The sequence below is a fragment of the Streptomyces sp. NPDC051738 genome (assembly GCF_044453205.1).
Lineage (GTDB): Bacteria > Actinomycetota > Actinomycetes > Streptomycetales > Streptomycetaceae > Streptomyces.
In genome coordinates this window covers 130,962-143,467 of record NZ_JBITCM010000018.1, presented here as the reverse complement: position 1 = coordinate 143,467, position 12,506 = coordinate 130,962, and the positions used below count along the sequence as shown (strand labels likewise).

Here is a 12,506-nt window from a genome sequence, read left to right as displayed (position 1 = left end):
GGCGGGGGTACGTGTTCGTACCAGTATGGTCGCCGCCGGTGGATGCCGATCGGGCGGGGTCCGCACACGGGGTGTGTGCCGTCCGCACAGCCCAACTGCCGCTCACTCGTGGCCCGCACCACAGCCGGTCAGGACAATGGCCCGGTGAGCAGGACCCGCCCACCATCCGCATTGGGGCGGGTCCTGCTCACGCCGCACCGTCGGCTCAGCCGTGGTAGGTGATGTAGCCGTTGCGGTCCGGGTCGTTCCCGCTCTTGGTGTAGGAGTGCGAGTCCGCTCCGGCGCCCGAGGGCTTGTAGAAGTAGATCGAGTCCTTGTCGTTGTTCCACATGAAGTTGCAGTTGTCGCGGTAGACGACGTTGCCCGCGTCGGAGTCGGTGCCGTTGCCGCCCCGGAGCTTCACGTAGTCACCGGGCTCCAGGTAGTGGTTGGCGGGGAAGGTGAAGCGGTTGCCGGCCTTGTCCTTCACGACGTAGCCCTTGAGGTTGACCTTCGTGCCCGACGAGTAGTTCTTGATCGTCAGGTACTCCGCTTTGGTGTTGCCGGTCCGGCAGTTGTTGGAGTCACTGCCGGGCGCGTCGTACTGAATGCCCTTGATCTTCAGCGCGGACGAGTACTCGGTGGCCTGGGCCGGTGTGGCGGACAGTGCGGCGAGCGTGCCGGCCGCGACGGCAGTTGTGATGAAAAGGCGTATGCCCATGGAGAAACATCCCCCCTGTATGGAGCTTCTGTGAAGATCAGGAGTGTATACAGCCCACGCGCATGCTGTGCCGACTTCTCCGAAATGCGAGACGGGGGTGGATCCGTGGGGGAAAAGCCGGGAGGGCCGAGGGATCGAAACCCCTGGCCCTCCCGTACGGTCGGTGACTTACGCGCCGCTCTCCCGCAGCATGCCCTCGCGCTCGACGATCTTCACGCGCTCACGGCCCTGCGGCTCGCCCAGCGCCTTCTCGGCCGCGTCGAGCTTGTACCAGCCCTCCCAGGTGGTGAAGCGGATCTCGCGCTCGGCGAGGAACGCCTCCACGGCCTCCGGCTCCGGCGAAGCGGGCGTCTGCAGACGGCCGTTCGCGAAGTCGTCCAGCAGGTTCGACACGGTCTCGTTGGCGTCGCCCTTGGTGTGGCCGATCAGGCCGACCGGGCCGCGGCGGATCCAGCCGGTGACGTACGTCGACTGCAGGTGCTCGCCGGACTCCTGGATGACCCGGCCGCCCTCGTCCGGAACCGTGCCGGAGTCGATGTCCCAGGGCAGTTTGGGGAGTTTGTCGGAGAGGTAACCGACCGCGCGGTAGATCGCGGTGACGTCCCAGTCCTTGAACTCGCCGGTGCCCTTGACGTTGCCGGTGCCGTCGAGGGCGGTGCGCTCGGTGCGCAGCCCGACGACCTTGCCGTCCTCGCCGAGGATCTCGGAGGGCGACTCGAAGAAGTGCAGGAACAGCTTGTGCGGCCGGTCGCCGACGTCGCGGATCGCCCAGTTCTCCAGGGTCTTGGCGACCATGTCGGCCTGCTTGTTGCCGCGCCGGGTCTCGATCGAGCCCTCGTCGTAGTCGATGTCCTCGGGGTCGACGATGACCTCGATGTTGGGCGAGTGGTCCAGCTCGCGCAGCTCCATCGGGGAGAACTTCGCCTGCGCCGGGCCACGGCGGCCGAACACGTGGACTTCCAGCGCCTTGTTGGCCTTGAGGCCCTCGTGGACGTTCGGCGGGATCTCCGTCGGCAGCAGCTCCTCCGCCGTCTTGGCGAGGATGCGGGCCACGTCCAGGGCGACATTGCCGACGCCGAGCACGGCGACCTTCTCCGCCTCAAGGGGCCAGGTGCGCGGCACGTCCGGGTGGCCGTCGTACCAGGAGACGAAGTCGGCCGCGCCGTAGGAGCCGTCGAGGTCGATGCCGGGTATGCGCAGTTCGCGGTCGGCCGTCGCGCCGGTCGAGAAGATCACGGCGTCGTAGAGCGCGCGCAGGTCGTCCAGGCTGATGTCGTTCGGGTAGTCGACGTTGCCGAAGAGGCGGATCTGCGGCTTGTCGAGCACCTGGTGGAGGGCCGTGATGATGCCCTTGATGCGGGGGTGGTCGGGGGCGACGCCGTACCGGATCAGTCCGAAAGGCGCCGGCATGCGCTCGAAGAGGTCGATGGACACACCGGGTTCGGTGGCCACGTCGGACTTGAGCAGGGCGTCGGCGGCGTAGATCCCGGCGGGGCCGGCTCCGACGATGGCTACCCGCAGGGGGCGGGGCATGATCAGGTTCCCTTCGAGTGGCGACAAAGCGATCTCGTCGGGAAGCCTAAACTAAGGCAAGCCTAAGTCGGTACGCGGGTCCGGCCTATGAGCTCATAAATCCATTCTATGGGCAATGCCGGGCCGTCGTGGACGGCCTGGCGATCACCCGGTCCCGGTCAGTCGAGGTGGTAACTGTCCCCGTACACCTTCCAGTCGAGCGGCGGATCGAGGTCGAGGTTGCCCTTGTGCAGGAAGACACGCTGGGCCGTGTCGACGCGGCTGGTGTCGCTGTGGGCCTCCTCCTGCTTCATGGCCCACACCCGCGCGTCCAGGAAGGCGTGCAGGTAGGTGACTTCGTCGCCGCCCTGCGCCGGCGGCCGGGCCTGGTTCAGGGCACGCCCGCGGATGTTGCGGAAGCTGGTGGGGTCGTCGCCGTCGCCGTGCATGACGATGGCGTCGTAGTACGCGAACTGGCCCAGCACCCGCAGCCCGTCCGTCTTGCCCTGCCGCACCGCCGGGTTGAAGTACACGCGGTCGCGCTCGTCGTCCTGGGCCTGCCGGAATGCCTGGTCCTGCGCCGCCTGGGCCCAGTCGCGGGGGTAGTTCGGGTCGAGTCCGTCGTGCGAGTCGGTGCCGTTCACCCGGCGCAGCGCCGGAAGGTACGGGGCGAGGACGTTGCCGGGGCGGCGGTCGGCGTACAGCTCGACGAGGTCGAGCATGTCGCCCGTACCGGAGCAGAAGCCGATGATGCCGGCGGTGTAGCCGCGGCCGTCGCCGATGTCCTCGATGTACTTGTACTGGGCCTTCCAGTCGAGCGAGGAGTTCTCCGCGCTCGACACCAGCTTCATGGCGATCTCCTTCTTCGCCGGGTCGTCGAGTCCCGCCGCCGAGCGGAGAGCGGCGGTACGGGGGGAGTCGATGAGGGGGACCGATGCCAGGGATGCGCCGATCAGGGCGAGGAGTGTGCGGCGCGACGTGTGCGTGGGGTGCTTCACGGCAGCTCCAGGTGATGGTGGGGGGTGGAGAGTTGGCCGTTGCAGGTACTGATAGGAAGGTTTCCTATCAGATGCGGGTCGTCAGGGACACCTTTCGCGTCAAAGGTTCGTACCTATCTACAAATTCGTGCCTATCTACAAACAGGCACGGCTACGGCAGCGGCTGCTCCGCCCAGATCACCTTGCCGCCGGGCAGATACCGCGTGCCCCAGCGCTCGGTGAGCTGCGCGACCAGGAACAGGCCGCGCCCGCCCTCGTCGGTCATGGCCGCGTAGCGCAGGTGCGGCGAGGTGTTGCTGCTGTCGAAGACCTCGCAGATCAGGGTGCGGTCACGCAGCATGCGTACGCGGATGGGGTCGCCGCCGTACCGGATCGCGTTGGTCGCCAGCTCGCTGAGGATCAGCTCCGTGGTGAACGACAGCTCCTCCAGCCCCCACTCGTCCAGCGTCCGTGTCACGGCGGAGCGCACCCGGGCGACCGCGGCCGGGTCGGCCGGCACGTCCCACTCGGCGACCTGGGCGGGCCCCAGCGCCCTTGTGCGGGCCACGAGCAGCGCGATGTCGTCGCTGGGCCGGGCCGGCAGCCGGGCCTCCAGCACCGCCTGGCAGGTCTCCTCCGGGGACTGTCCGGCCCGGGTCAGCGCCTCGCGCAGCTGCTCCAGGCCCTCGTCGATGTCGTGCTCCCGGTCCTCCACCAGCCCGTCCGTGTAGAGCACGAGCCGGCTGCCCTCCGCGAGCTCCAGCTCGGCCGCCTCGAACGGCAGCCCGCCCAGGCCCAGCGGGGGACCGGCGGGCACGTCGGGGAACTCGACGGTGCCGTCCGGCCGGATCAGCGCCGACGGCGGATGACCGGCCCGGGCGATGGTGCACCGCCGGGACACCGGGTCGTAGATCGCGTACAGACAGGTCGCGCCGGTCACCGGGGCGCTGTCGCCCTCCGCCGCCTCGTCCTGGTCGATTCGGGCGACCAGCTCGTCGAGGAGCGCGAGCAGTTCGTCGGGCGGCAGGTCCAGGGCGGAGAAGTTGTGCACGGCCGTACGCAGTCGGCCCATCGTGGCCGCCGCATACAGCCCGTGGCCCACCACGTCGCCCACCACCAGCGCGACCCGGGCGCCGGACAGCGGCAGCACATCGAACCAGTCGCCGCCCACACCGGCCTGCGCCGGCAGGTACCGGTAGGCGATGTCCAGGGCGTTCTGCTCGGGCAGGCTGCGCGGCAGCAGGCTGCGCTGCAGGGTCACCGCCATGCTGTGCTCGCGGGTGTACCGGCGCGCGTTGTCGATGGACACCGCGGCCCGCGCGACCAGCTCCTCGGCGAGCGCGACCTCGTCGGCGTCGAAGGGCTCGGCCTTCCGCGACCGCCAGAAGCTGACCACGCCGAGCACCAGGGAGCCCGCCCTGAGCGGCACGGCGATCAGCGAGTGGATGCCGAACTCCACGACCTGCGCCGACCGCTCCAGATCCTGGGCCCGCCAGCCCGGCGCCGCCTCCAGCCGGGGCTCGATCACGGCATGCCCGTCGCTGAGGGCGCGAGCCTGCGGCGAGGAGTCGACGAAACGGATCTGCTCGCCCACCGCATACAACGGCGAGTCCTTGCGTACCCCACTGGACGCCGTGCGCCGCAGCAGGGTCACCGCCTCCGGCTGCCCGCCCCCGAGCACGACGTCGAACAGGTCGACGGTGGCGAAGTCCGCGAACCGGGGCACCGCCAGCTCCGCCAGTTCCTCGGCGGTGCGGGTGACGTCCAGGCTGGTGCCGATGCCCACCCCGGCGTCGTACAGCATGTTCAGGCGCTCGCGGGCCTCCTCCGCCCGGCCGCTCAGGGCCCGCAGCTCCGTCGAGTCGCGCAGCGTGGCGACACTGCCGGTCCGCCGGCCCCTGAGGTGGGTGGGGCGCTGGTTGACCGCCAGCAGCCGGTCCGCCACCAGGTGCACCTCGTCGGTGGCCATCCGGCCGGAGTCCAGCAGCTCGGCGGTGTCGGGCGCGAGACCGAGGTCGAGCACCCGGCGCCCCTCGGCGTCCTCGGGCAGGTCGAGCAGGCGGTGCGCCTCGTCGTTGGCGAGCAGCAGCTTCCCCTCGCCGCCGACGATGATCACGCCCTCCCGGACGGCGTGCAGAACGGCGTCGTGGTGCTCGTACATACGGGTCATCTCGTGCGGGCCCAGGCCGTGCGTCTGCCGCAGCAGCCGCCTGCTGACCAGCGCGGTTCCCGCTGTGGACAGGGCGAGTGCCACCGCCGCGGCGATCAGCACGAGCGGCAGCTGCCGGTCGGCGGTGCCGCCCACGGTGTCCGTCGTGATCCCGGCCGAGACCAGGCCCACGACCTTCCCGTCGGGATCCTTGATCGGGACCACCGCCTGCACGAGCGGACCGATGGTCCCCGTGATCTCCTCGACCACGACCTTCCCAGCCAGCGCCGGTTCCAGGGTCCCGACGAACTGCTTGCCGATACGGTCCGTCTTGGGGTGGGTGTAGCGGATCCCGTCGGTGTTCATGACGACGATGAAGTCCACGCCCGTCGCCTCGCGGGCCGCCTCCGCCCGCGGTTGCAGTACGGCGGTGGGGTCCGGGTCGTCGAGGGCCTCCCGGGTGCCAGGCGCGTTGGCGAACGCCTCGGCGACGGCCACCGAACGGTTGCGGGCCTCCTGCGTGGTGTCGTACCGCACCTGCAGCACCAGCGCCACCACCGCGGCGACCACCAGCAGCAGCACGATCACCACCTGGAGCAGGAACACCTGCCCGGCGACACTGAGCCCGCCCACCGACGACCGCAGCCTGGAGAGCGGGCCCCTGCGCTGCTCCTCGCCGGGCGCGTCGGGCGGCGCTTCCTGTTCGGGCACACCAAGGGCGCGGTCGGGCGCAGGGCGTACGCGCAGACCGCTGGGACGACGGGCCGACCGGGCCCCTGATCGACCCGATAGTCGGACCATGTGCCCATGTCTACACTGCCGGGCCCCAGGAGGCGAGACACGTCACGGACCGTGACAGGACCCGCTCCCTCACACACAGGACGATCACGGGAGTGATACACCGAATCCGGGCAACTCCCGTTCCCACAGCAGGGATACGCGGACACGGGGCACCGCCGAAGCACGGCTGCGGGCGAGGTCCGCGCGCCCTCATGTCCGGCGCAGCGGGGCGCTGCGCCGCGTGGCGAGCAGCAGGGCGATGTCGTCGGGGCGGTCCGCCGTGTGCCGGGCCTTCGCGGTGAGCCGGTCGGCCACGGCCGCCAGCGACGGCACGTCCGCGCGGGCGGCCGGGGCACCGGCTCTGGCCAGCGCCACCCGCAGCGCGCCGATGCCGTCGTCGATGTCGAAGCCGGGCCGCTCGACCAGCCCGTCCGTGTACAGCGCCAGGACGGCACCGGGTTCCAGCCGCAGCTCCGTCACCGGATACTCCGCCAGCGGGTCCACGCCGAGCACCACACCGCCGGGCAGGTCGAGGACATGGGTGCGGCCGTCCGGGCGGCGCAGCACCGGAGGCGGGTGCCCGGCCACGGCCGCCCGCGCGACGCCGGTCACGGGATCCAGCCGGATGTAGCAGCAGCTCGCGAACAGGCCCGAGTCGAGGTCGATGAGCAGGCGATTGGTGCCGCTCATGACCTCGTCGGGCGGCCGGTCGCCGACCGCGAAGGCCCGGACGGCGGTGCGCAGCTGGCCCATGGTCGCCGCGGCCTGCACACCGTGCCCCTGCACATCACCGATCACCAGGGCCATCCCGTCCCCTGCGGCGACCACGTCGTACCAGTCCCCACCCACCTCCATGCCCTGCGTACCGGGCAGATAGCGTCCCGCGGTCTCCACGAGCGGGTGCTCCAGCAGCCGCCGGGGGAGCAGCGCCTGCTGCAGCCCGCGGGCGAGCGCCGCCTCGCTCTCGTAGCGTTGCGCCTTCTCCATGGCGTGCGCGATCAGCCCCGCCAGCGCGGTCAGCACCGCACGCTCCTCGGTGCTGAAGCTGCGCGGCCGGTCGAAGCCGAGGATGCAGGAGCCGACGGCACGCCCGGACGCGATCAGGGGCAGAAAGGCGCGGGCGCCCTCCGTCGCGTCCAGCGCGATGCCCGGGTAGGCCTCGGAGAGCTGCTCCATCGAGTCGAAGAACAGCGGGCGGCCACTGGTCAGCGTCTCGACCCCGGGCAGCCGCTCGTCCAGACCCACACCGTCGAACGGGGCCAGGAACCCCTTGGGGAAGCCCGACTCCCAGGCCAGGAACAGATGCCGCTCCTGCAACAGGTAGATGGCCAGCCGACGGCCGCCGAACGCGGGCAGCAGCTCCTGCATCACCACGGCGGACACCTGACGTGCCGTGACCGCCTCCGTCAGCGCGATGGCGAGGACGATGGGGCGGTACAGCGGAGCGAGCGACGGCGTGCCGGCGGTCTCCGGCGCGGCGTGCGTCACCGGCGGCCCGGACGGGCTGTCGGCCATCCGGTGCCCCGGGCGGAGCGTGCAGGTCAGCAGGTCCGGGCCCGGATAGACGGACAGGGCGAGCCAGTCGCCGCCGAGCGGGCGGGCGGCGGTCTCACGCCCGTGGGCGGACGGTCTTCGGACATGGAAGTGCACCGGGTCCGGAGACAACAGCGCCCCGCGCAGGTGGTCCTCGACCGAGGGCTGGTTCAGCCACGGCACGCCCTCCCACAGCGGCCGCCCCAGCAGCTCGGTGCGCGGCCGGCGCAGCAGCGCCGCCGCCCGCGGATTGGCGTAGACGACCGTCCCCACCCGGTCCAGGCAGAACACCCCGTCCGGCAGCAGATCGGCCGCCGCGTCCGCCACCGTGCCGGGCCCCGGATCGAGGACGACGCCCCGCACGGCCCGCACCCCGGAGCGCGCCGGGTCGTCGTACGCCCCCCAGACCTCCACCAGCCGCAGCGCACCGTCGGCCGCGCGCGCGTACAGCGGCAGCGCCGGTGGCCGGCCTCCGGCCGCCTCCCGCAGTGCCGCCAGGATCCGCTCCGCGTCATGGGGCGCGACGGCCCGCGCGAACGCCTCCGCGGTGCCCTCGGTTTCCCCCTCGGCCCGGCCCAGGGCGGTGTTCAGCCGTTCGTCCGCCGTCACGGTGCCCGTCACCGGATCCCACGCGAACCGTCCCAGGCGGCCCGAGGGCGAGCGGCCGGACGGCGGACGGACACACACCGGCCCGCCGTCCCAGGACACCGCCGAGGCGTCCCCGTCCTCGAGCTTCTCCAGCGCCATCCCCAGCTCCTCGGCCAGCCGCGCCATGCGCTCGCGCACGGGCAGCAGCTCAATGGCGTCCGTCTCCGAAGGCCGCAGGACGGTCAGCACTCCGAAGACGGTCGAGCCAGCCGTGATCGGGACGTGCACGGACCCGAACTGGAACGGCAGGCCGGCCGCGAACTGCGGATAGCGGCGCATCGTCTCCGTCGCGTTCGGCAGCACCACCTCGACGCCGAGCCGGTAGGCGTCCGCGACGGGGAACGGCCGGTCCACGTGCAGCCGCCACCACGGCCGGAACAGCGGCCCCGGCAACCCCTCCAGGACTGCAAGACGCAGCAGTCCGGGCGTGCTTGAGCGCAGATAGACCCCACCCGCATGGCCGCCGGTCGCGCTGATCGCCTCCGCCGAGGCATCGATCAGCAGCGCCGTCAGCCTGCCGGGCGTCCGCTCTGCGCCTTCGGCGCTCCCAGTCATCGGCCCTACCTCGTCCGTACGCCCTCACGCGTGCGACACAGCAAGAATGCGCCACGACGCACCTTGCCCGCACCTGGGCGGCTTGACCAGGGGTGTGCGGGACCCGAGTGAAACCGTGGCCCCCGCCGAGGCCCGGGTGCCGCCCCGGCCACCCCGCCGACCTCGACCGGATGGGCCGGAACCCGAAACCGCGCGGCAGCCCTCCCCGTTGTCGGTGCGGGCCCCGCACCCCCCGACCCGGCGCCCAGGGGTCGGCAAGGCGGACGCCTCTCGGGAAGACTCGGAAACGTAACCGGCCGATGCGGCACAGGCAGGGAGACAGCCCCATGGAGTACTACGACCTCGGCACCCACACCCGCTCCGTGACCACGTCCTCCCCCCAGGCACAGCTCTGGTTCGACCGGGGGCTGGCATGGACGTACGCCTTCCACCACGAGGAAGCCGTGGCCTGCTTCCAGGCCGCCGCCGCGGCCGATCCCGACTGCGCCATGGCCCACTGGGGCATCGCCTACGCGCTCGGCCCGAACTACAACAAGCCCTGGGAGTTCTTCGACGACCAGGACCTGGCCCGCACCGTCGACCGCACCCACGCCGCCGTGGAGCTGGCCCACGAGAAGACGTCGGCCGCCACCCCCGTCGAACAGGCGCTGATCTCCGCGCTGCGTGCCCGATACCCGCAGGCCAAGGCCGTGGAGGACTGCTCGATCTGGAACGCCCCGTACGCCGACAGCATGCGCGCGGTCTACGAGCTCGCCCCCGACGACCCGGACATCGCCACCCTGTACGCCGACGCCCTGATGAACCTCACGCCCTGGCAGCTGTGGGACCTCAGGACGGGCGAACCGGCCGAGGGCGCGCGCACGCTGGAGGCCAAGGTCGTCCTCGACCGGGCCCTCGCCACCGCCGCGGGCCGCGACCATCCGGGCGTGGTGCACCTGTACATCCACCTGATGGAGATGTCCCCGACACCCGAGGTGGCGCTGCCGGTCGCGGACCGGCTGCGCGGTCTGGTCCCGGACGCCGGGCACCTGCATCACATGCCCTCGCACCTGGAGGTGCTCTGCGGCGACTACCGGCGGGTGGTCTCGGACAACACCAGGGCGATCGAGGTCGACGAGAAGTACCACTCCCGAGCCGGGGCGATGAACTTCTACACCCTGTACCGCTCGCACAACTACCACTTCAAGATCTACGGCGCGATGTTCCTCGGCCAGTCCCAGGTCGCCCTGGAGACCGCGGCGCAGCTGGAGGCCTCCATCCCGGAGGACCTGCTGCGGGTGCCCAGCCCGCCCATGGCCGACTGGCTGGAGAGCTTCCTCGCCATGCGCGTCCACACCCTGATCCGGTTCGGCCGCTGGGACGACATCCTGGACCTGCCGCTGCCCGCCGACCCCGAGCTGTACTGCGTGACGACCGCGATGTTCCACTACGCCCGCGGCGTCGCCCTCTCCTCGACCCGCCGCGTCCCGGAGGCGGAGGCGGAGCGCCGGCTCTTCCGGGAGGCGGTCGCACGGGTCCCCGAGACCCGCATGCTCTTCAACAACACCTGCGCCGACATCCTCGCGATCGCCTCGGCGATGCTCGACGGCGAACTGGAGTACCGCAAGGGCCACTACGACGCCGCCTTCGCCGCGCTGGAACGCTCCATCGAACTGGACGACAACCTCCCCTACGACGAGCCGTGGGGCTGGATGCAGCCCACCCGGCACGCCTACGGCGCACTGCTCCTGGAACAGGGACGGGTCGAGGAGGCCGAGGCGGTCTACCGCGCCGACCTCGGCCTCGACGGCACCCTTCCGCGCGCCCTGCAGCATCCCGCCAACGTCTGGTCCCTGCACGGCCTCCACGAGTGCCTGATGCGCCTGGGCAGGACCGGGGAGGCGCAGATGGTGGCCCAGCAACTGCGTCTCGCCGCCGCGCTGGCGGACGTACCGATCGAGGCGTCCTGCTTCTGCCGACTCGAAACCCACCGGGGCGGCGCCTTGGAGGACGGTTGCTGCGCGGACTGACGGGACGAGGGGCATGTGTCATCACGACGGAAACCGGTATGTTCGTGGAGTGAACGCATCTTCACAGTGACCGTGAGTCTCGTGAGCCTCCCAAGGAGTCGTCGATGAGCAGTGCCGAGTTTCCGGAAGCCGGTACGGCGGCCGGTGCGGTCCGTGGCCGCCTGGAGGGTGGCCTCGCCGTCTTCCGCGGTATCCCGTACGCGCAGCCCCCCGTGGGCGCGGCGCGCTTCGCCGCACCGCGACCCGCGGAGCGCTGGGACGGCGTACGGGAGGCGTTCGCCTTCGGCCCGCCGCCTCCGCAGGAGCCGTTCGGCCCCGAGGGTGCTCCTGGCGGCCCCGCCCCGGCCGGCGACGACTGGCTGACCGTCAACGTCTGGACGCCCGAGGCGGACCCGGCGGCCCGACGCCCGGTGATGGTGTGGTTCTACGGCGGCGCCTACAAGTTCGGCTCCGCCGACGACCCCGCCTACGACGCCGGCCGGCTCGCCCGCGATGGCGAGCTGGTCGTCGTCACCCTCAACTACCGCGTGGGTGTCGAGGGGTTCCTGCGGATCGAGGGTGCTCCCGCCAACCGCGGACTGCTCGACCAGGTCGCCGCCCTGGAGTGGGTGCGCGAGAACATCACCGCCTTCGGCGGCGACCCCGACCAGGTCACCGTCTTCGGCGAGTCGGCCGGCGCCGGTTCCATCGCCGCGCTGATGGCCATGCCGAGTGCCCGGGGCCTGTTCCGCCGCGCCATCGCGCAGAGCGTGCCCGGCACCTTCTTCTCCGACGGGCTGGCCGCCGACATCGCCGAGGCCGTGGCCGGCGAGCTCGGGCTGCGTCCGACGGTGGCGGACCTGTCCGGCGTGGACCCGCGCAAGCTGCCCGAAGCGAGTGCCGCGCTGAGCGCCCGAGTACGTCCACCGGTGGGGCGCGGTCGCCCTCACCCCGACGCCGTACTCCCCGGTCGTCGACGGCGAGGTGCTGCCCGCGACGCCGTGGGAGGCCCTCGCCGACGGCGCCGGGCGCGACGTCGAGCTGATCGCCGGGCACAACCGGGACGAGTACCGCCTCTTCGTGCTGCTCGGCGGGCTGCTCGGCCGGGTGGACGAGGGGCTGGCGTCGAAGGCGCTGGGCATGTTCGGGCCGGCTGCGGACGCCGAGCGGGCCTATCGCGCGGCGTTCCCGGACGCCTCGGCGGAGTACCTCTTCGAGCTGGTGCAGTCCGACTGGCTCTTCCGCATGCCCTCGCTGCATCTGGCGGACGCCCAGGTGACCGGCGGCGGCCGGGCCCACCTGTACGAACTCACCTGGCCGGCCCCGGCGAACGGCGGCCTTCTCCGCGCCTGCCACGGCCTCGACGTGCCCCTGACCTTCGGGGTGTACGGCGGACTCGGCGCCATGCTGATCGGCCCCGAGCCCACGCCGGAGACCGAGACGCTCTCGGCCCACATCCGCGCCGCCTGGACCGCGTTCGCCCGCACCGGCGACCCGGGCTGGCCCGGCTACGACACCGAGAACCGTCTCGTCCGGCTCCTCGACGTCGAACCCACGGTCGCCGCGTACCCGGAGGAGGCTTCGCGCCGTCTCTGGGAGCGGCACACCTTCGCGGCGCTGCCGTTGACGACGCGATGACGGTGAGACCGGCCAGGAGGCGGGAG

At 71.7% G+C, this 12,506-nt stretch carries 6 protein-coding genes and 1 pseudogene; 2 read left to right on the top strand and 5 right to left on the bottom strand.

Annotation, left to right across the window (positions count from 1 at the left end):
* Window positions 1–205: 205 nt before the first annotated feature.
* From ACIA8X_RS35080 to ACIA8X_RS35060, 5 genes are all read right to left on the bottom strand, one after another.
* Entirely contained in the window at window positions 206–700 is a 495-nt protein-coding gene (locus tag ACIA8X_RS35080; protein ID WP_393446690.1) for a lamin tail domain-containing protein, read from the bottom strand.
* 168 nt (window positions 701–868) lie between these two features.
* On the bottom strand, window positions 869–2,233 hold the full coding sequence (locus ACIA8X_RS35075) for an FAD-dependent oxidoreductase (protein ID WP_393446688.1): 1,365 nt from the start codon (window positions 2,231–2,233) through the stop codon (window positions 869–871).
* Between the two features lie 158 nt (window positions 2,234–2,391).
* Window positions 2,392–3,210 (bottom strand): chitosanase, encoded by an 819-nt coding sequence (locus ACIA8X_RS35070; protein ID WP_393446686.1) that lies wholly within the window; start codon window positions 3,208–3,210, stop codon window positions 2,392–2,394.
* A gap of 151 nt (window positions 3,211–3,361) precedes the next feature.
* Window positions 3,362–6,139: a SpoIIE family protein phosphatase gene (locus tag ACIA8X_RS35065; RefSeq protein ID WP_393446684.1), complete on the bottom strand. Its 2,778-nt coding sequence runs from the start codon at window positions 6,137–6,139 to the stop codon at window positions 3,362–3,364.
* 189 nt (window positions 6,140–6,328) lie between these two features.
* Entirely contained in the window at window positions 6,329–8,854 is a 2,526-nt protein-coding gene (locus ACIA8X_RS35060) for a SpoIIE family protein phosphatase (protein WP_393446682.1), read from the bottom strand.
* Window positions 8,855–9,180: 326 nt separating this feature from the next.
* Between ACIA8X_RS35060 and ACIA8X_RS35055 the strand changes: the two genes are divergently transcribed.
* Window positions 9,181–10,863 (top strand): tetratricopeptide repeat protein, encoded by a 1,683-nt coding sequence (locus tag ACIA8X_RS35055; RefSeq protein WP_399459988.1) that lies wholly within the window; start codon window positions 9,181–9,183, stop codon window positions 10,861–10,863.
* A 104-nt stretch (window positions 10,864–10,967) separates the two neighbouring features.
* Window positions 10,968–12,480 (top strand): annotated as a pseudogene (locus tag ACIA8X_RS35050) (carboxylesterase/lipase family protein).
* Window positions 12,481–12,506 lie beyond the last annotated feature (26 nt).

Bases quoted from the DNA above. Each gene is read 5' to 3' on its own strand.
- ACIA8X_RS35080 (WP_393446690.1), bottom strand. From the start codon at position 700: ATGGGCATACGCCTTTTCATCACAACTGCCGTCGCGGCCGGCACGCTC.
- ACIA8X_RS35075 (WP_393446688.1), bottom strand. From the start codon at position 2,233: ATGCCCCGCCCCCTGCGGGTAGCCATCGTCGGAGCCGGCCCCGCCGGG.
- ACIA8X_RS35060 (WP_393446682.1), bottom strand. From the start codon at position 8,854: ATGACTGGGAGCGCCGAAGGCGCAGAGCGGACGCCCGGCAGGCTGACG.
- ACIA8X_RS35065 (WP_393446684.1), bottom strand. From the start codon at position 6,139: ATGGTCCGACTATCGGGTCGATCAGGGGCCCGGTCGGCCCGTCGTCCC.
- ACIA8X_RS35055 (WP_399459988.1), top strand. From the start codon at position 9,181: ATGGAGTACTACGACCTCGGCACCCACACCCGCTCCGTGACCACGTCC.